9 protein-coding genes, 20 tRNA genes, 3 rRNA genes and 1 pseudogene are annotated in these 18,619 nt (G+C 49.3%); 5 read left to right on the top strand and 28 right to left on the bottom strand.

Annotation, left to right across the window (positions count from 1 at the left end):
* Positions 1-74: 74 nt before the first annotated feature.
* Positions 75-815, top strand: a complete 741-nt coding sequence (locus tag MKY41_RS20025) for a TraR/DksA C4-type zinc finger protein (protein ID WP_340746721.1) — start codon at positions 75-77, stop codon at positions 813-815.
* 336 nt (positions 816-1,151) lie between these two features.
* Here MKY41_RS20025 and MKY41_RS20020 read toward each other — a convergent pair.
* From MKY41_RS20020 to MKY41_RS19905, 24 genes are all read right to left on the bottom strand, one after another.
* Positions 1,152-1,223: transfer RNA gene (locus MKY41_RS20020), tRNA-Glu, on the bottom strand.
* A gap of 7 nt (positions 1,224-1,230) precedes the next feature.
* Positions 1,231-1,321 (bottom strand) — tRNA-Ser (locus MKY41_RS20015).
* Positions 1,322-1,327: 6 nt separating this feature from the next.
* Positions 1,328-1,402, bottom strand: a tRNA-Asn gene (locus MKY41_RS20010).
* A gap of 1 nt (position 1,403) precedes the next feature.
* A tRNA-Ile gene (locus MKY41_RS20005) sits at positions 1,404-1,480 on the bottom strand.
* Between the two features lie 2 nt (positions 1,481-1,482).
* A tRNA-Gly gene (locus MKY41_RS20000) sits at positions 1,483-1,556 on the bottom strand.
* Between the two features lie 8 nt (positions 1,557-1,564).
* Positions 1,565-1,637 (bottom strand) — tRNA-Phe (locus MKY41_RS19995).
* Between the two features lie 64 nt (positions 1,638-1,701).
* Positions 1,702-1,777: transfer RNA gene (locus MKY41_RS19990), tRNA-Asp, on the bottom strand.
* A gap of 3 nt (positions 1,778-1,780) precedes the next feature.
* Positions 1,781-1,855 (bottom strand) — tRNA-Met (locus MKY41_RS19985).
* Positions 1,856-2,109: 254 nt separating this feature from the next.
* Positions 2,110-2,202: transfer RNA gene (locus MKY41_RS19980), tRNA-Ser, on the bottom strand.
* Between the two features lie 19 nt (positions 2,203-2,221).
* Positions 2,222-2,298, bottom strand: a tRNA-Ile gene (locus MKY41_RS19975).
* A 6-nt stretch (positions 2,299-2,304) separates the two neighbouring features.
* Positions 2,305-2,378 (bottom strand) — tRNA-Met (locus MKY41_RS19970).
* A gap of 20 nt (positions 2,379-2,398) precedes the next feature.
* A tRNA-Ala gene (locus MKY41_RS19965) sits at positions 2,399-2,474 on the bottom strand.
* Between the two features lie 6 nt (positions 2,475-2,480).
* Positions 2,481-2,557: transfer RNA gene (locus MKY41_RS19960), tRNA-Pro, on the bottom strand.
* Positions 2,558-2,570: 13 nt separating this feature from the next.
* A tRNA-Arg gene (locus MKY41_RS19955) sits at positions 2,571-2,647 on the bottom strand.
* A gap of 12 nt (positions 2,648-2,659) precedes the next feature.
* A tRNA-Leu gene (locus MKY41_RS19950) sits at positions 2,660-2,748 on the bottom strand.
* A gap of 6 nt (positions 2,749-2,754) precedes the next feature.
* Positions 2,755-2,829 (bottom strand) — tRNA-Gly (locus tag MKY41_RS19945).
* A gap of 8 nt (positions 2,830-2,837) precedes the next feature.
* Positions 2,838-2,919, bottom strand: a tRNA-Leu gene (locus MKY41_RS19940).
* Between the two features lie 14 nt (positions 2,920-2,933).
* Positions 2,934-3,009 (bottom strand) — tRNA-Lys (locus MKY41_RS19935).
* Positions 3,010-3,015: 6 nt separating this feature from the next.
* Positions 3,016-3,091: transfer RNA gene (locus MKY41_RS19930), tRNA-Thr, on the bottom strand.
* Positions 3,092-3,107: 16 nt separating this feature from the next.
* Positions 3,108-3,183: transfer RNA gene (locus MKY41_RS19925), tRNA-Val, on the bottom strand.
* 173 nt (positions 3,184-3,356) lie between these two features.
* Positions 3,357-3,472 (bottom strand): 5S ribosomal RNA (gene rrf / locus MKY41_RS19920).
* Between the two features lie 143 nt (positions 3,473-3,615).
* Positions 3,616-6,548: ribosomal RNA gene (locus MKY41_RS19915) — 23S ribosomal RNA — on the bottom strand.
* A 236-nt stretch (positions 6,549-6,784) separates the two neighbouring features.
* A 16S ribosomal RNA gene (locus MKY41_RS19910) occupies positions 6,785-8,336 on the bottom strand.
* Together the 16S, 23S and 5S rRNA genes with 20 tRNA genes alongside form the textbook arrangement of a ribosomal RNA operon.
* A gap of 299 nt (positions 8,337-8,635) precedes the next feature.
* The gene (locus MKY41_RS19905) at positions 8,636-9,526 is read right to left on the bottom strand and encodes a DMT family transporter (protein WP_340746720.1); all 891 of its coding nucleotides are present in this window, start codon (positions 9,524-9,526) and stop codon (positions 8,636-8,638) included.
* 119 nt (positions 9,527-9,645) lie between these two features.
* On the opposite strand from MKY41_RS19905, the gene MKY41_RS19900 reads away from it, so the two are divergent.
* Positions 9,646-10,368 (top strand): MgtC/SapB family protein, encoded by a 723-nt coding sequence (locus tag MKY41_RS19900; RefSeq protein WP_340746719.1) that lies wholly within the window; start codon positions 9,646-9,648, stop codon positions 10,366-10,368.
* 12 nt (positions 10,369-10,380) lie between these two features.
* Positions 10,381-11,388: a cation diffusion facilitator family transporter gene (locus MKY41_RS19895; protein WP_340746718.1), complete on the top strand. Its 1,008-nt coding sequence runs from the start codon at positions 10,381-10,383 to the stop codon at positions 11,386-11,388.
* A gap of 42 nt (positions 11,389-11,430) precedes the next feature.
* On the opposite strand, the pseudogene MKY41_RS19890 reads toward MKY41_RS19895, so the two are convergent.
* Positions 11,431-12,593, bottom strand: a pseudogene (locus MKY41_RS19890) (iron-containing alcohol dehydrogenase).
* A 126-nt stretch (positions 12,594-12,719) separates the two neighbouring features.
* On the opposite strand from MKY41_RS19890, the gene MKY41_RS19885 reads away from it, so the two are divergent.
* The gene (locus MKY41_RS19885) at positions 12,720-12,953 is read left to right on the top strand and encodes a DUF378 domain-containing protein (RefSeq protein WP_340746717.1); all 234 of its coding nucleotides are present in this window, start codon (positions 12,720-12,722) and stop codon (positions 12,951-12,953) included.
* A 43-nt stretch (positions 12,954-12,996) separates the two neighbouring features.
* Here the strand turns inward: MKY41_RS19885 and MKY41_RS19880 are convergent, their stop codons facing one another.
* From MKY41_RS19880 to pruA, 3 genes are all read right to left on the bottom strand, one after another.
* On the bottom strand, positions 12,997-14,241 hold the full coding sequence (locus tag MKY41_RS19880) for a Glu/Leu/Phe/Val family dehydrogenase (RefSeq protein ID WP_340746716.1): 1,245 nt from the start codon (positions 14,239-14,241) through the stop codon (positions 12,997-12,999).
* A 73-nt stretch (positions 14,242-14,314) separates the two neighbouring features.
* Positions 14,315-15,508 (bottom strand): ornithine--oxo-acid transaminase, encoded by a 1,194-nt coding sequence (locus tag MKY41_RS19875; RefSeq protein WP_340746715.1) that lies wholly within the window; start codon positions 15,506-15,508, stop codon positions 14,315-14,317.
* A 74-nt stretch (positions 15,509-15,582) separates the two neighbouring features.
* A complete protein-coding gene (pruA, locus tag MKY41_RS19870) occupies positions 15,583-17,130 on the bottom strand; it encodes an L-glutamate gamma-semialdehyde dehydrogenase (protein WP_340746714.1) in 1,548 nt (515 codons plus the stop codon).
* 136 nt (positions 17,131-17,266) lie between these two features.
* Between pruA and MKY41_RS19865 the strand changes: the two genes are divergently transcribed.
* Complete coding sequence (locus tag MKY41_RS19865) at positions 17,267-18,586, top strand: sigma 54-interacting transcriptional regulator (RefSeq protein WP_340746713.1); 1,320 nt, start codon at positions 17,267-17,269, stop codon at positions 18,584-18,586.
* Positions 18,587-18,619 lie beyond the last annotated feature (33 nt).

Raw genomic sequence — 18,619 nt, 5'->3', positions numbered from 1 at the left:
TGAACTCCACTGAATTCATGAATCAATTCAAAATTGAGCATGCTATAGAAATAACCAAAAAGGACGTGACCTCTATGTTGACCGATCAACAAAAGCAGAAGTTGAAACAAGAGCTGCTTATGATGAAGCGTGAATTACGAAAGACAGAACGAGAAACGGATCTTAAGGATAGCCCCCGGGATGAAGTCGGAGAGCTCTCCATGTATGATAACCATCCAGGTGATATGGGCACTGAACTGTTTGAAAGAGAAAAGGACCTGGCACTCAATATTCATGCGGAGGGAGAACTCGGCAAAGTGGAGCAGGCTTTACAAGCATTGGAGGACGGCTCTTACGGCAAATGCGAAGTATGTCAGAGGGAAATTGATATCGAAAGGCTGGAGGCCCTTCCATATACGACGTTTTGCATCGACCATGTTCCAGAAAGGGAAAGAGATGTACCGAGCGACCGGCCTTCAGAGGAAGACGTCCTCGTCATGGCCAATCCGAACACCTTTGCTGACAAAAGAAGATCAAGGGACGGGAAGGACAGTTTTGCAGAAATCGCGACGTTCGGCACTTCAGAGACTCCATCTGATTTTACAGGGGATTATGATGACTACAACTCGCTATATGATGCCGGTCTCCAAAATGGAGCAGCAGAAGAGATAGAAGAGTTCACGGGCACGGATATGAGCGGAAAAGAACGTGGATTCATCCGGACCGAGGAAGCACAAGAATATGAAGAACGATTAGATGCGGAAAACCTCGAATCCCCATTGGGAAATATCCCGTATCATGAAAAAGACAGTTATGTAAATGATCGAAAGAAGTAACAAGGGCATCTTGTATCATGGAAGAATCCTATGTTACGAATTCAAAAGAACCTAAAGTACAGAGCAGCTGCCCGACAAACAACAGTTGCGGTAGGCTTTGGAAACGGAGCCGTTTTGAAAAGCCTGGCTTCGCCGCATCCTGAGGATGCCTTAATTTCCGCAAAGATGAATTAAAGCCAAACGAACCCTTGGCTGTTCGATTGGCAACGGAGGACTGACTCGCATCCCACTTCGAGCATTAGAGGCTCGAAGTGAGACGCTGATACACAATCTAAGCAAAGTAATAAAAAAAGCGAGAGAACCCTACAAAAATAGGATTCTCTCGCTTTTTCATTATGACCCCTACGGGATTCGAACCCGTGTTACCGCCGTGAAAGGGCGGTGTCTTAACCGCTTGACCAAGGGGCCAAACATATGGCGGAGAAGGAGGGATTCGAACCCTCGCGCCGCTTTCGCGACCTATGCCCTTAGCAGGGGCACCTCTTGAGCCTCTTGAGTACTTCCCCATTATATGGCTCCGCAGGTAGGATTCGAACCTACGACCGATCGGTTAACAGCCGATTGCTCTACCACTGAGCTACTGCGGAATGGTGGGCCTAAGTGGACTCGAACCACCGACCTCACGCTTATCAGGCGTGCGCTCTAACCAGCTGAGCTATAGGCCCATTGGAGCGGGTGAAGGGAATCGAACCCTCATCATCAGCTTGGAAGGCTGAGGTTTTACCACTAAACTACACCCGCGTAGAAGGTGGCTCAGGACGGAATCGAACCGCCGACACAAGGATTTTCAGTCCTTTGCTCTACCGACTGAGCTACTGAGCCACAGATTTGATTGAAGAAGCGTTTTCGATGCTTTTCAAACCTTATGTATAACCTTTGAAAAGAATGGCGGTCCCGACCGGGATCGAACCGGCGATCTCCTGCGTGACAGGCAGGCATGTTAACCGCTACACCACGGGACCATTTGGTTGCGGGGGCAGGATTTGAACCTGCGACCTTCGGGTTATGAGCCCGACGAGCTACCACTGCTCCACCCCGCGATAATAATATTCATTAGTTATAATGACTTCAACGCATTTCGCATAAGGGACACCTTACGCTCCGCTGTCGGTGTTAATCACATTCTTCGTAATGCGATTTGCTCCACCCCGCGATAATAATATTCATTAGTCATAATGACTTTAACACATTTCGCATAAGGTACGCCTTACGCTTCGTTGCCGACACTAATAAGTATACAACAACTTTGGGAATTAAGAAACTCTTTTTTTCAGGTACACCATTTTAGTAAAAATGGCGGAGGAAGAGGGATTCGAACCCCCGCGGGCTTTAACACCCCTGTCGGTTTTCAAGACCGATCCCTTCAGCCAGGCTTGGGTATTCCTCCGTATAGTAGTAATAAATTCTGGTGGACCTTGCAGGACTCGAACCTGCGACCGGACGGTTATGAGCCGTCTGCTCTAACCAACTGAGCTAAAGGTCCTTAAGATGGCGGCAGAGGGGATCGAACCCCCGACCTTACGGGTATGAACCGTACGCTCTAGCCAGCTGAGCTACGCCGCCAGGATCTTTATTGAAATTGTTGGTGGAGCCTAGCGGGATCGAACCGCTGACCTCCTGCGTGCAAGGCAGGCGCTCTCCCAGCTGAGCTAAGGCCCCAGAAAATGGTCGGGAAGACAGGATTCGAACCTGCGACCCCTTGGTCCCAAACCAAGTGCTCTACCAAGCTGAGCTACTTCCCGTACTATGTGTTGTTGGCGCGCCCGACAGGAGTCGAACCCATAACCTTCTGATCCGTAGTCAGACGCTCTATCCAATTGAGCTACGGGCGCACTTGATATAACTGGTGCCGAGAACCGGAATCGAACCGGTACGGTAGTCACCTACCGCAGGATTTTAAGTCCTGTGCGTCTGCCAGTTCCGCCACCCCGGCAAAATCTGGAGCGGAAGACGGGATTCGAACCCGCGACCCCGACCTTGGCAAGGTCGTATTCTACCACTGAACTACTTCCGCATTGAAAGTGCGGGTGAAGGGAGTCGAACCCCCACGCCTTGCGGCACTAGATCCTAAGTCTAGCGTGTCTGCCAGTTCCACCACACCCGCGTATGAAATTAAAATGGTGAGCCATGCAGGATTCGAACCTGCGACCCTCTGATTAAAAGTCAGATGCTCTACCAACTGAGCTAATGGCTCGAAAAGTGGTGCCGGCGAAAGGACTTGAACCCTCAACCTACTGATTACAAGTCAGTTGCTCTACCAATTGAGCTACACCGGCAAATCAATAAATCATATGGTGGAGGATGACGGGTTCGAACCGCCGACCCCCTGCTTGTAAGGCAGGTGCTCTCCCAGCTGAGCTAATCCTCCAAGTTAAAATTGCGATAAGCTTCGCATTGCTGCGTCAGCTTCATTCGCTTGGTCAGTCACGTACGATAGTACGCTCCTTTCCTTGCTCAATCGCTTCCTTGCTCTGCTCGCTTCTCCCAATTTTAACGGGAGTGCGATAAGCTTCGCATTGTACTATGTAATGAACCTTACAAGCCTAGCGACGTCCTACTCTCACAGGGGGAAGCCCCCGACTACCATCGGCGCTGAAGAGCTTAACTTCCGTGTTCGGTATGGGAACGGGTGTGACCTCTTCGCCATCGTCACCAGACTTGTCCTATCTTTTCTCAAAGACAGTATTCATTATATCAATTCTCATGATAATTACAAGCATTTTTTTCATGAACGTCGCTTGTTCGTTCAAAACCGGATAAAACCAACATTGTCTGCCACAAGCCATGCAACCTTTGTATTGAGGTCAAGTCCTCGATCGATTAGTATCCGTCAGCTCCATGCGTCGCCGCACTTCCACCCCGGACCTATCCACCTCATCTTCTTTGAGGGATCTTACTTACGAATGTAAAGGGAAATCTCATCTCGAGGGGGGCTTCATGCTTAGATGCTTTCAGCATTTATCCCGTCCACACATAGCTACCCAGCGATGCCTTTGGCAAGACAACTGGTACACCAGCGGTGTGTCCATCCCGGTCCTCTCGTACTAAGGACAGCTCCTCTCAAATTTCCTGCGCCCGCGACGGATAGGGACCGAACTGTCTCACGACGTTCTGAACCCAGCTCGCGTACCGCTTTAATGGGCGAACAGCCCAACCCTTGGGACCGACTACAGCCCCAGGATGCGATGAGCCGACATCGAGGTGCCAAACCTCCCCGTCGATGTGGACTCTTGGGGGAGATAAGCCTGTTATCCCCGGGGTAGCTTTTATCCGTTGAGCGATGGCCCTTCCATGCGGAACCACCGGATCACTAAGCCCGTCTTTCGACCCTGCTCGACTTGTAGGTCTCGCAGTCAAGCTCCCTTATGCCTTTGCACTCTACGAATGATGTCCAACCATTCTGAGGGAACCTTTGGGCGCCTCCGTTACACTTTAGGAGGCGACCGCCCCAGTCAAACTGCCCGCCTGACACTGTCTCCTGCCCGGATCACGGGCATGGGTTAGAAGTCCAATACAGCCAGGGTAGTATCCCACCAATGCCTCCACCGAAGCTGGCGCTCCGGCTTCCAAGGCTCCTACCTATCCTGTACAGGCTGCACCGGAATTCAATATCAGGTTACAGTAAAGCTCCACGGGGTCTTTCCGTCCTGTCGCGGGTAATGCGCATCTTCACGCATATTATAATTTCACCGAGTCTCTCGTTGAGACAGTGCCCAGATCGTTACGCCTTTCGTGCGGGTCGGAACTTACCCGACAAGGAATTTCGCTACCTTAGGACCGTTATAGTTACGGCCGCCGTTTACTGGGGCTTCAATTCGAAGCTTCGCTTGCGCTGACCTCTCCTCTTAACCTTCCAGCACCGGGCAGGCGTCAGCCCCTATACGTCACCTTACGGTTTTGCAGAGACCTGTGTTTTTGCTAAACAGTCGCCTGGGCCTATTCACTGCGGCTCTCTCGGGCTATTCACCCTACCAGAGCACCCCTTCTCCCGAAGTTACGGGGTCATTTTGCCGAGTTCCTTAACGAGAGTTCTCTCGATCACCTTAGGATTCTCTCCTCGCCTACCTGTGTCGGTTTGCGGTACGGGCACCTCCCGCCTCGCTAGAGGCTTTTCTTGGCAGTGTGAAATCAGGGACTCCGGGGAATAATTCCCCTCGCGGTCACAGCTCAATGTTACAGGAACGGGATTTGCCTCGTTCCACACCTCACTGCTTCGACGCGCATGACCAACAGCGCGCTCACCCTATCCTACTGCGTCCCCCCATTGCTGATAGCGGCGGGGAGGTGGTACAGGAATATCAACCTGTTGTCCATCGTCTACGCCTTTCGGCCTCGACTTAGGTCCCGACTGACCCTGAGCGGACGAGCCTTCCTCAGGAAACCTTAGGCATTCGGTGGAAGGGATTCTCACCCTTCTTTCGCTACTCATACCGGCATTCTCACTTCCAAGCGCTCCACCAGTCCTTCCGGTCTGGCTTCGACGCCCTTGGAACGCTCTCCTACCACTGACACCAATGGTGTCAATCCACAGTTTCGGTGATCCGTTTAGCCCCGGTACATTTTCGGCGCAGCGCCACTCGACCAGTGAGCTATTACGCACTCTTTAAATGGTGGCTGCTTCTAAGCCAACATCCTGGTTGTCTGGGCAACGCCACATCCTTTTCCACTTAACGGATACTTGGGGACCTTAACTGGTGGTCTGGGCTGTTTCCCTCTCGACTACGGATCTTATCACCCGCAGTCTGACTCCCAAACCTAAATCATCGGCATTCGGAGTTTGTCTGAATTCGGTAACCCGGGATGGGCCCCTAGTCCAAACAGTGCTCTACCTCCGAGATTCGTTGTTTGAGGCTAGCCCTAAAGCTATTTCGGAGAGAACCAGCTATCTCCAGGTTCGATTGGAATTTCACCGCTACCCACACCTCATCCCCGCACTTTTCAACGTACGTGGGTTCGGGCCTCCAGTAAGTGTTACCTTACCTTCACCCTGGACATGGGTAGATCACCTGGTTTCGGGTCTACGACCCCATACTCATTCGCCCTGTTCAGACTCGCTTTCGCTGCGGCTCCGCCTTCTCGGCTTAACCTTGCATGGAATCGTAACTCGCCGGTTCATTCTACAAAAGGCACGCCATCACCCCTTAACGGGCTCTGACAACTTGTAGGCACACGGTTTCAGGTTCTCTTTCACTCCCCTTCCGGGGTGCTTTTCACCTTTCCCTCACGGTACTGGTTCACTATCGGTCACTAGGGAGTATTTAGCCTTGGGAGATGGTCCTCCCGGATTCCGACGGAATTTCACGTGTTCCGCCGTACTCAGGATCCACTCTGGAGGGGATGGACTTTCGGCTACGGGGCTATTACCCGCTGCGGCGGACCTTTCCAGGTCGCTTCGCCTAACCCATCCCTTTGTAACTCCGTATAGAGTGTCCTACAACCCCAGGAAGCAAGCTTCCTGGTTTGGGCTCTTCCCGTTTCGCTCGCCGCTACTCAGGGAATCGAATTTTCTTTCTCTTCCTCCGGATACTTAGATGTTTCAGTTCTCCGGGTCTGCCTCATGTACGCTATGTATTCACGTACATGTACTGCCCCATTACGGGCAGTGGGTTTCCCCATTCGGAAATCTCCGGATCAATGCTTACTTACAGCTCCCCGGAGCATATCGGTGTTAGTGCCGTCCTTCATAGGCTCCTAGTGCCAAGGCATCCGCCGTGCGCCCTTTCTAACTTGACCATAATGGTCGATCGTTCGGCCATAGCGATATGGCGTCCGGATCGTTACAAAGTATTGCATGTTCAATCAAAAAAAGTGATCGACTCGGTTGATTACTTGTGTTTGTTGCTTTCAATGTTGTTTTATCCAGTTTTCAAAGAACAAGTTTGAAAATCCATCTCAAGGATGAACCTTCAAAACTGAACGCAAAACGTCAACGTATGAACCCAAGGTTCATATTCCGTAAATATCCTTAGAAAGGAGGTGATCCAGCCGCACCTTCCGATACGGCTACCTTGTTACGACTTCACCCCAATCATCTGTCCCACCTTCGGCGGCTGGCTCCCGTAAGGGTTACCCCACCGACTTCGGGTGTTACAAACTCTCGTGGTGTGACGGGCGGTGTGTACAAGACCCGGGAACGTATTCACCGTGGCATGCTGATCCACGATTACTAGCGATTCCGGCTTCATGCAGGCGAGTTGCAGCCTGCAATCCGAACTGGGAACGGTTTTATGGGATTGGCTCCCCCTCGCGGGTTCGCAGCCCTCTGTACCGTCCATTGTAGCACGTGTGTAGCCCAGGTCATAAGGGGCATGATGATTTGACGTCATCCCCACCTTCCTCCGGTTTGTCACCGGCAGTCACCTTAGAGTGCCCAACTGAATGCTGGCAACTAAGATCAAGGGTTGCGCTCGTTGCGGGACTTAACCCAACATCTCACGACACGAGCTGACGACAACCATGCACCACCTGTCACCGCTGTCCCCGAAGGGAAAGGCATGTCTCCATGCCGGGCAGCGGGATGTCAAGACCTGGTAAGGTTCTTCGCGTTGCTTCGAATTAAACCACATGCTCCACCGCTTGTGCGGGTCCCCGTCAATTCCTTTGAGTTTCAGTCTTGCGACCGTACTCCCCAGGCGGAGTGCTTAATGCGTTAGCTGCAGCACTAAGGGGCGGAAACCCCCTAACACTTAGCACTCATCGTTTACGGCGTGGACTACCAGGGTATCTAATCCTGTTTGCTCCCCACGCTTTCGCGCCTCAGCGTCAGTTACAGACCAGAAAGCCGCCTTCGCCACTGGTGTTCCTCCACATCTCTACGCATTTCACCGCTACACGTGGAATTCCGCTTTCCTCTTCTGTACTCAAGTCCTCCAGTTTCCAATGACCCTCCACGGTTGAGCCGTGGGCTTTCACATCAGACTTAAAGGACCGCCTGCGCGCGCTTTACGCCCAATAATTCCGGACAACGCTTGCCACCTACGTATTACCGCGGCTGCTGGCACGTAGTTAGCCGTGGCTTTCTGATAAGGTACCGTCAAGGTACGGGCAGTGACTCCCGTACGTGTTCTTCCCTTACAACAGAGCTTTACGATCCGAAAACCTTCTTCGCTCACGCGGCGTTGCTCCATCAGACTTCCGTCCATTGTGGAAGATTCCCTACTGCTGCCTCCCGTAGGAGTCTGGGCCGTGTCTCAGTCCCAGTGTGGCCGATCACCCTCTCAGGTCGGCTACGCATCGTCGCCTTGGTAGGCCGTTACCCCACCAACTAGCTAATGCGCCGCGGGCCCATCCTGCAGTGACAGCCGAAACCGTCTTTCAGAGTTCCTCCATGCGGAGGAACTGATTATTCGGTATTAGCCCCGGTTTCCCGGAGTTATCCCCATCTGCAGGGCAGGTTGCCCACGTGTTACTCACCCGTCCGCCGCTAACTTCAGGGAGCAAGCTCCCATCCGTCCGCTCGACTTGCATGTATTAGGCACGCCGCCAGCGTTCGTCCTGAGCCAGGATCAAACTCTCCATAATAGAGAAATTCGAGTAGCTCGAGTTTCTTGCTGGCATCAGTTAAGATGTCAATTTTGAATCCGAAGATTCGTTTTGTCCGTTTCACCGACGAAGTCGGCTTCCGGACTTTATTTGTTGACGTTTTGCTGTTCAGTTTTCAAGGTTCATTTACTTTCTCGCCGCAACAGCGACCCTCTTAATATAACATCTTCTCGAAGAGAAGTCAACAACTTTTTTCGATTTCTTTTTTAAGTTGTTTGTCGTCCGCTAAGGACATGTACTAATATACAACATGTCCTATTAAATAATCAAGTCTTTTTTCAAAAAAACTTTTCAATAAGTTTTTTAGGGTCAATTACGAACAAACCAATCCCGCATAGGACAACGACCCCGCCTACTAATTGGGGCAATGTCAATGTCTCTCCAAATACATAGAACGCCAGGATAGCGGCGCCTACCGGCTCGAATAGGATGGCCACCGATATGACATTTGTGCTCACCCATTTAATCGCCCAATTGAATAATGTATGCCCCAGCAGATTCGGAATCAACGCGAGCAGGATGAACCACATCCAGTCGCTCGAAGGATAAGGCCCGAATGATTCCCCTTTTGCCAGCACATAAAAAAACAATGTGATCGTGCTTATTGAATAAACCACAAACGTATAAGTAATTAAGGAGAGTCTTTTCCGAACCTCTTGCCCGAATAACAGATAGGCCGTCACGAGCGCACAGCCGATTAAAGCCAGTATATCCCCAAAAAGCGCAGTTCCACTTAATCTGAAGTCTCCCCAACTGATGATGACACTGCCTGAAATCGCGATAAGAGCAGACAGAATCGTCTTCAATGAAATCTTTTCCTTGAAAAAGAAGTAGGTGCCTACGAATGCAAAAATCGGTTGCAGCGTTACCAGGACCGTCGAACTGGCGACCGATGTGTAGTTTAATGATTCAAACCAAAAGATGAAATGGAATGCAAGGAACACTCCAGCGATAGTGGAGAAGAGCCAATCTTTCCGTCTAAGTCCCTTTAATTCTTTTTTATATTTATAGAGAAAGATCGGTAGCATTGCAAGCACCGAAAATAACATCCGATAAAAAGCAATGACACCGGAGTCCGCGTTGGCAAGCTTCACAAAAATAGCTGAGAGCACTACCGAGATCACACCGATCGTAATCGGGATATAGGGATGAATTGCAGGTCTTTCCATGTAAAACACTTCTCTTTCAAATGGAGCCAAGGTTACACCCTATCATTTAGGGCAATAGAATAGTAAAGAGTATATCATGCCATGTCCATGAGCACCAACATAGATAAAGGGGGATTTGTATGGATTGGATATTGAATGAAACGATGTACCCCGAGGTTCTTATAAAAATAACCCTCGCTTTAGTATTAAGTTTAGTAATTGGCGTAGAGAGGGAAATGAAGAAAAAGCCGATCGGATTAAAGACAAGTGCTGTCATTGCCACTTTCAGCTGTCTTATGACAATCATCTCCATTGAAGCCGCCTATCTCGTTCCTCCCCGGGATGATATCAACGTCACGATGGACCCGCTCCGTTTGGCGGCACAAATTGTTAGTGGTATAGGATTCCTAGGTGCAGGGGCAATACTGAGAAGGGATAATGATAATATCACTGGCCTGACTACCGCTGCCATGATTTGGGGAGCTGCCGGAATCGGGATTGCGGTGGGAGCCGGCTTCTATATAGAAGCTGCGTTTGCCGTCCTCAGTGTCATGTTCGTTATCGAGGTCCTCTCCCCTTTGCTTGGGAGATTTGGACCGAAACGGTTACGGACAAAAGATGCTGCCTTCACTTTCATCGTGACAGATATGTCGAAAATCGATGACCTGATCGAGTACTTGACGCTAGAAGGGATGTCGGTCGAAAATTTGAGGATCCGGAAGATAATCGAAACAGAACAACCTACGAAACATGAGTTGGATTTCCGTCTTACCGCCCTGCCAAAAAAGGAAACATCGCAGCTATATGTCGAACTCTCCGCACTTCCCTATGTTGAATCAGTTGAATTGGAATTATTTCATTAACGGAGGTCTCCTATGTCAGACATACTAAAATTGTTGAAAGAAGGAAACAAACCTTCACTCCTAGCAGCCATCGTCAATGCTGTCATCGCAGGATTGAAAGCCATCGCCTTTTTCTTTACAGGAAATGTCGCGATGTTTGCGGAAATGCTCCATTCTTTAGGAGATGCAGCTAACCAGTTCTTCGTCTACGTCGGGTCCGCCCTTTCCAGGAAAGCCCCGACGCCCAAGTATCCGAATGGTTTTGGCCGAGTCGTCAATCTGGTTTGCCTCGGTGCGGTCATTGTTGTCGGAATCATGTCCTATGAAGCCATCATTGGAGGTTGGCATCATATCTTCAATCCCAGTGAATCAGGCAGCCTGCTTATCAACTTGTCCGTCCTCGGCATAGCCATTGTCCTGGAGTTCACAGTTCTTTTTAAAGCAGGAAAAGAAGTACTACACGAAGCTGGGATCCAAACAAGGGGGCTGGCTCCCATTACGACCAGCTTCCGCTATTTGAACAAAGCGAAACCGCCGACCAAACTTGTCTTCATGGAAGATCTCGTCGCAACGGCCGGTGGGGTACTCGCCTTTGTCGCAATCCTCCTAGCTCACTTCTTCGGCTTCCTTGCGGCGGAAGGCATCGCTTCCATATTAATTGGATTAATGATGTTCTATGTGGTCAGTAAAGTGTTTTTGGATAATGCGAGAGGAGCGATTGGGGAAACTGACGAAGAAATGCTCAACCATATTGCCTATCTCGTGGCGGAAGACCCGGATGTGATGGACATCCAACGGGTGGAAGTCATTAAAGAAGGGGAGTTCCTCCATGTCGAAGTCGTCGCGGAAGTGGACCCTGCCCATACAGTAGCCTATGTAGATGATATCCGGGATCGTCTCATGGATACTATATTGAAGCAAAAAGGCGTACGGGACGCCCTTATTTCATTCGACGAAGATGATGGGGTCCTGACCTGGAGCCGGGCGAACTCTCCGGATGCCGCCAAACATGTGACCTCGAAGTTGCCGGAAATCAAATAAGAAAAAGAGGCTGATGTGGTAACCGCATCGCCTCTTTCTTCATTATAAGGAAGCTTGCAGGATCTTCAAAACATCCTCTTTATGCAACACATTGAATTTCCCGATCGGCCTGTTGGCGGTCGCCATTTCTGCCATGCGTTCCAGTTGGGAACCGTCAATGCCATAGTCCGAAAGCGTATTTGGACCACCGAGCGAATCCCAAAAAGCGCGCAAGCGGTCGATCCCTTCGTAAGCGATCTCCTCTTCCGTCTTTCCTGCGGACTCCACTCCGAACACCTTGACTGCAAGTCTCGCAAAGCGGCTCGGCTTCACTTTTACGTTATACCGCATCCAATTCGGGAATAAAATCGAAAGACCTCCCGCATGCGGAATATCATAGACCGCGGAAACCGCATGCTCGATATCATGCGATGCCCAATCGCCTTTCGAACCCACTCCGATCATTCCGTTCAAAGCCATCGTCCCAGCAAACAGGATCGTCTCCCTCAACTCAAGGTCATCAGAATGTTCCAGAAGTTTCGGACCGGCCTCGATCACTGCGCGCAAAATTCCTTCACACATTTCATCTTGCACAGGGGTATTCGAAGCGCTATGGAAATATTACTCCAAGACATGTGACATCATGTCGATAATACCATACACTGTCTGGTCTCTAGGCACCGACAAAGTGTATGCGGGATCGAGAATCGAGAATTTCGGGAAATTAAGCGGTCCGCCCCAGCCGACTTTCTCATGAGTTTCTTCATTCGTTATGACAGAGCCGGAATTCATCTCCGACCCTGTTGCGGCCAATGTCAAAATGGTGCCGATCGGAAGGGCTTCGGTCGCCAGTACTTTACGTGTGACAAGGTCCCAAGATCCCCGTCATATTTCGCTACCGAAGCAATCAGCTTGGCGCAATCAATCACCGATCCCCCTCCGACAGCTAAGATGAAATCAATTTGTTTTTCCTTACAGATAGCAGCGCCTTTCCGGGCTGTCGAAACTCGGGGATTCGGCTCCACGCTGGAAAGTTCATAGACTTCTTTTCCCGCTTGCTTCAAAATGGCGGTCACTTCATCATAAAGTCCGTTCCGTTTGATGCTTCCACCGCCATATACGAGGAGAATCCGGTTGCCGTATTGCTACAGCTCTCCTTCCAACTGCTCGATCTTCCCTTTCCCGAATATCAATTTTACAGGGTTATGGAATACAAATTCATTCATCTTCCATCCACCTCCATTGTCATTACTTGTATTATCACGGATTACAATTAGCCATTGCAAACATACGGCAAAAGTATGAAATTAAATAAATGGGAAATAATAGGTATGTAGGAGGTGTTTGCAAAAATGGACACAGTACAGAGACTTGCGTTAGCACTAACGATCATCGGCGCTTTGAACTGGGGTGTCGCTGGATTATTCCGATTCGATGTCGTCGGCCAATTGGGTGGCGGATTTTCCGAGCCGCTCTCACGTTTCCTCTATATCGCAATCGGTATTTCCGGATTGCTCACTCTCGGACTCCTATTCGATAAATGGCGCGACAGGAAGTCTGAACATCCCACTGCTGAAGAAACATAAAAGGCATCTCCCGGATCGCTCTCGGGAAATGCCTTTTATCCTGTTATGCCCAGCCGCGGAAACGCGACGCTTCCGCCGTTTTCCGCACCCCGATCATATACGCTGCAAGGCGCATGTCGATGTTGCGGTTCGTTGACACTGAGTAGACGTTGTCAAATGCCGTCAGCATTTTTTCCGTCATTTTTTCACGGACTTCTTCTTCCGTCCAGTAATACCCCATATTGTTTTGAACCCATTCAAAATAAGAGACTGTTACGCCGCCTGCACTGGCCAAGACGTCCGGTACAAGAAGGATTCCACGTTCAGTCAGGATTCGAGTCCCTTCCGTCGTTGTCGGACCATTCGCCGCTTCGACAACAATTTTGGCTTTAATGTCATGTGCATTATCGCCCGTGATCTGGTTTTCGATTGCAGCCGGAACGAGGATATCACAATCCAGTTCAAGCAACTCTTTGTTCGTAATCGTATTATCAAACAGGGTCGTTACGGTTCCGAAGCTATCCCGGCGATCGAGAAGGTAATCGATATCGAGGCCATCTGGATCATGAAGTGCGCCGTAGGCATCGGAAATTCCGATTACTTTCGCTCCCAAATCATGAAGGAATTTCGATAGGAAACTTCCCGCATTCCCGAAGCCTTGAATGACGACACGAGCGCCTTTCATATCGATATTGCGACGTTTCGCCGCTTCCTTGATGATGATAGTGACTCCTTCGGCAGTCGCACGGTCACGACCTTGCGAACCACCAAGGACAATCGGCTTCCCTGTAATGAAACCTGGTGAGTTAAATTCATCAATCCGGCTATATTCGTCCATCATCCAAGCCATGATTTGCGCATTGGTGAAGACATCCGGAGCCGGAATATCTTTAGCTGGCCCCATTACTTGACTGAGCGCACGTACATACCCTCGGCTAAGCCGTTCCAATTCTCCCATTGACATTTCACGCGGATCGCAAATGATACCGCCTTTCCCGCCGCCATACGGAAGGTCGACGATGCCGGCCTTCAATGTCATCCACATGGAGAGTGCACGCACTTCATCCGCTGTAACTTGCGGGTGGAACCGGACTCCGCCTTTTGTGGGGCCTACTGCATCATTATGCTGCCCCCGGTACCCCGTGAACACTTTCACTTTTCCGTCGTCCATCCGGACCGGAATCCGCACTTCAACCATGCGGAGAGGTTCTTTTAATAATTCGTACATTCCCTCATCATAGCCTAATTTCTCAAGTGCATCCTTAATGACCTCTTGCGTAGACGTAAATAGATTCAGGTTTTCAGTCATGAAATGATTCGCCTCTTTGATTCATAATGTATTTCTTTCGCAGACATTGTAACATATTTGACACCGAATGGGGTTAATTCGCAAAAACTTTGTAGATTTTTTCGAGAGCCCAGTCCAATTCACCTTTTTCAATGATCAGTGGAGGGGCGAATCGGATTACCGTGTCATGGGTTTCTTTGCAAAGCAATCCAAGCTCTTTCAATTTCTCACAGTAAGGACGTGCCTTTTCCGTCAGCTCCACTCCGATAAACAATCCACGGCCCCGAACTTCTTTGATTGATGGGTGTTGGATTTTTTTCAATTCTTCCATGAAGTACGTGCCCAAGTCCAATGAACGGTCGGCCAATTTTTCCTCTTCAAGAACATCAAGGGAAGCGAGGGATACTGCACAAGCCATTGGGTTCCCCCCGAAAGTCGAACCGTGCGAGCCAGGGTTGAAAACGCCTAAGATGTCTTGATTCGCTACGACGCACGAAATCGGGAACACACCGCCACCGAGAGCTTTACCTAAGATATACATATCCGGTTCTATTTCTTCCCATTCACATGCGAACATTTTTCCGGTACGGCAAAGACCCGCTTGAATTTCATCCGCAATGAATAGAACGTTATGTTTTTTACAAAGTTCTCTCGCTTCCTTCATGAAACCTTTCGGTGGAATCAAGATTCCAGCTTCTCCTTGGATCGGTTCGATAATGAATGCGGCTGTATTCGGTGTAATCGCTTCTTCCAAGGCGTTGATATCGCCATACGGTACCAGTGCAATGCCCGGAAGCAATGGACCGAAACCGCGTTTGTATTCCTCATCGGAAGATAAGGAAACAGCAGCCATTGTACGTCCGTGGAAATTGCCGACACAACCGATGATTTCCGCTTGGTTGTCTGCTATTCCTTTCACGTCGTATGCCCAACGGCGAGCTGCCTTGATAGCTGTTTCAACCGCCTCGGCACCTGTATTCATCGGTAGGGCCATTTCTTTACCGGACAATTGGCAGATCCTTTCATACCATGGACCGAGTTGATCGTTGTGAAAAGCGCGTGATGTCAGTGTCACTCTATCCGCTTGGTCTTTTAACGCTTGAATGATCTTTGGATGGCGGTGTCCTTGGTTTACAGCAGAATACGCGGATAACATATCCATATATTTATTTCCCTCAGGATCTGTAACCCAAACCCCTTGAGCTTCCGATATGACAATAGGAAGCGGATGGTAATTATTCGCACCATATTTCTCCGTTTGATCGATCACTTTTTCTGAAACTGTCATCGTTGTTCCTCCTCCATCATATGTAACGGGACAGGCTGGCCGATCGGCACCGCCCGTGTCCCCCACATCGGAAATCATAGCATTTCCGATGTCGTTTTACCTTGCATATGGAGTTGCAAGTAGTCAGGTCCGCCCGCTTTGGAATCCGTCCCGGACATGTTGAATCCGCCAAATGGCTGATAGCCGACGATCGCTCCTGTGCAGCCGCGGTTGAAATATAAGTTACCGACATGGAAATCCTCGCGTGCCTGTTCGATATGGAAGCGGTTGTTAGTGATCACCGCACCCGTCAGGCCGTAATCGGTATTGTTTGCCATTTCGATCGCTTCATCAAAAGTTTTCGCTTTTGACAACCCGACGACAGGTCCGAAGATTTCTTCCTGCATGACGCGGGAATTCGGATCAAGGTCTGCGATGATAGTTGGTGCGACGAAGTATCCTTTTGAATCATCCCCTTCGCCCCCTGCGATCAAGCGCCCCTCTTTCTTGCCAATTTCAATATACTCCATTATTTTATTGTATGAATTTTGATCGATCACCGGACCGGCAAAATTCGACTGGTCGGCAGGATCTCCGTATTTCAAACCCTTCGCCAATTCCCCGACACGTTCCACAACTTGGTCATAGACGTCCTCTAAGATGATAGCACGAGAACAGGCCGAACATTTTTGCCCACTGAAGCCGAATGCCGATTTGACGATGGACTGTGCCGCAAGTTCAAGATCCGCATCGTTGTCGACAACGATTGTGTCTTTCCCGCCCATTTCAGCGATGACGCGTTTCAACCAAATTTGCCCTTCATTCACGACAGCCGCACGCTCGTATATCCGAGTTCCGACTTCACGCGAACCTGTGAAGGAGATGAACCTCGTTCTCGGGTGGTCAACGAGATAGTCCCCAACTTCCGCACCGGAACCCGGAATATAGTTGACGACTCCAGCCGGCATACCAGCCTCCTCCAATACTTCAATGAATTTATAGGCGACGACAGGAGTAGTCGATGCCGGTTTTAAGAGGACGGTATTTCCTGTCACGAGAGCAGCCACTGTCGTACCCGCCATGATGGCAAGCGCAAAGTTCCATGGGGAAATTACGACACCGACCCCCAATGGGATATAATCAAAACGATTGTATTCCCCGGGGCGGCTTTCAACAGGCATTCCATCTTTTAACTTGAGCATTTGACGACCATAATATTCGAGAAAATCAATTGCTTCCGCTGTATCTGCATCCGCTTCGTTCCAAGGTTTCCCTGCTTCTTTCGTTAAGAGAGCAGAAAATTCATGCTTGCGGCGACGGATGATGGCGGCAGCTTTAAAAAGGACATCGGCGCGGAATCTAGGATCCACTTTCCTCCAAGTGTTGAACGTTTCATCCGCCACACTCATCGCTTTTTTGGCAAGGTCGCGGCTACATTTGGAAACACGGCCGATCACTTCTTCTTTATTCGCGGGGTTGGAGGAAACGATCTTTTCCTCCGTCATGATGCGCTCTCCACCGATAATAAGCGGATAATCACGGCCCAGATACCCTTCGACCTTTTGAAGAGCTTCTTGAAAGGCCTTTCGGTTTGCATCTTGCGTAAAATCAGTGAATGGTTCGTGTTTATACGGAATCATCATGATCCTCCTTTTTATTATACGCAAAATTTATTTGCATTCATAGTTTATTTACAATTATAATAATGCAAAATAATGTTGCATATTTCAAGTAATAGATTTCAAATCTCATTAAAAATTAAGCAGAAGGTGTTTGAAAATGAAAAAATACGATATCCCCTTGTTCCCCTTCTATAAATTCGCGGTCGATCATGCGGGAATTGGTGTGCATGCCATCGACCGCGACGGGCGGACTGTCATTTACAACAATAAAATGAAAGAAATCGAAGGGCTGGCATTGGAAGATGTCGGGGACCGTTCGATTTTAGAATTATTCAACTTCGAAAAAGAAGAAAGTACCTTATTAAAAGTGCTTCAAAGCGGGAGAGAACAACGGAATGTAAAACAGACCTATTGGAACCGAAATGGCACAGAGATTACGACAGTCAATGACACATTCCCTGTTTTTGACGAGGACAAACTTATCGGAGCCGTGGAACTGGCCCGAGATGTGACAGCGATTGAGAAATACGTTTTGCATCCTTTGCGAAAGCGGATTCATACTCGTTCTATGAACCAAATCGTAGCCGAATCGGATGCCATGAAAACGGTCATTGCCACTGCAAAAAAAGCGGCCCAAGCGGATGTGCCCGTCCTCTTAATCGGAGAATCGGGAACCGGAAAGGATTTAATCGCTGAAAGTATCCATCACGAATTATTGCCAACAAAGGGGATGTTCTATTCTCTTTTCTGCAATAGCTCGGATCCGGACTTGATGGATCGATTGGAGGAGGAAGTGAACAGGGAGGAAACAATGACCCTGTTCTGTGAACGTATCGATCTTTTGCCCATTCCGCTGCAACAGAAATTGCTGTCGATCCTACAATCGACGGATCAATCGAAAAAGCAGTTCATCGCAAGCGTTGATGAGGATCCGGTCGAATTGATCGCATCTGGAACTTTACTGAAAGATCTCTATTACTTTTTTGTTTCTTTCGTCATCCAGATTCCGCCTTTACGGAAACGGAAAGAGGATGTTCTTCCTTTTGTAATGGCGTATTTGACCGAGAGAAAGGAACGATTCGGTTCTCCGCTTGAATGTGTCAGCGCCGAAGTGGAGGAGTTGTTTCTGAAGTACGATTGGCCAGGAAACTTGCGGGAATTGGAGCTGCTATTGGATGAGGTTTCCTCCCTCTCCACAACCGACACCTGTATCACTTACGATATGCTGCCCTTGCACTTCCGTATGAAACAGGCCGAAACAACAGAGGTACCGACGCAAGCCTTGGATTTCATCGTCCAACCCCAGCGTGAGTTGCTCCCGCTGGATCAGTACTTGCGTGAAGCGGAAGTGTATTATTTACAAAAAGCAATGAAGCTGCATGATGGAAATGTAACGAAAACAGCGAATGCCCTTGGAATGAGCAGACAGAATCTGCAATATCGCCTGCGCAAAATAAAAAACGGAGAAAAGGATTGACCTTTTCCCCGTTTTATTTTGCTGACAATCGAA

The organism is Sporosarcina sp. FSL W7-1349, assembly GCF_038003045.1.
In the GTDB taxonomy this organism is placed as follows: Bacteria; Bacillota; Bacilli; order Bacillales_A; family Planococcaceae; genus Sporosarcina.
Note: the sequence above shows the minus strand (reverse complement) of the source record. Positions and strands in the feature narration are given on the sequence as shown.

Coding starts and splice junctions, on each gene's coding strand:
- MKY41_RS19880 (WP_340746716.1), bottom strand. CDS start 14,241: ATGACTGAAAACCTGAATCTATTTACGTCTACGCAAGAGGTCATTAAG.
- MKY41_RS20025 (WP_340746721.1), top strand. CDS start 75: ATGTTGACCGATCAACAAAAGCAGAAGTTGAAACAAGAGCTGCTTATG.
- MKY41_RS19895 (WP_340746718.1), top strand. CDS start 10,381: ATGTCAGACATACTAAAATTGTTGAAAGAAGGAAACAAACCTTCACTC.
- pruA (WP_340746714.1), bottom strand. CDS start 17,130: ATGATGATTCCGTATAAACACGAACCATTCACTGATTTTACGCAAGAT.
- MKY41_RS19865 (WP_340746713.1), top strand. CDS start 17,267: ATGAAAAAATACGATATCCCCTTGTTCCCCTTCTATAAATTCGCGGTC.
- MKY41_RS19885 (WP_340746717.1), top strand. CDS start 12,720: ATGGACACAGTACAGAGACTTGCGTTAGCACTAACGATCATCGGCGCT.
- MKY41_RS19875 (WP_340746715.1), bottom strand. CDS start 15,508: ATGACAGTTTCAGAAAAAGTGATCGATCAAACGGAGAAATATGGTGCG.
- MKY41_RS19900 (WP_340746719.1), top strand. CDS start 9,646: ATGGATTGGATATTGAATGAAACGATGTACCCCGAGGTTCTTATAAAA.
- MKY41_RS19905 (WP_340746720.1), bottom strand. CDS start 9,526: ATGGAAAGACCTGCAATTCATCCCTATATCCCGATTACGATCGGTGTG.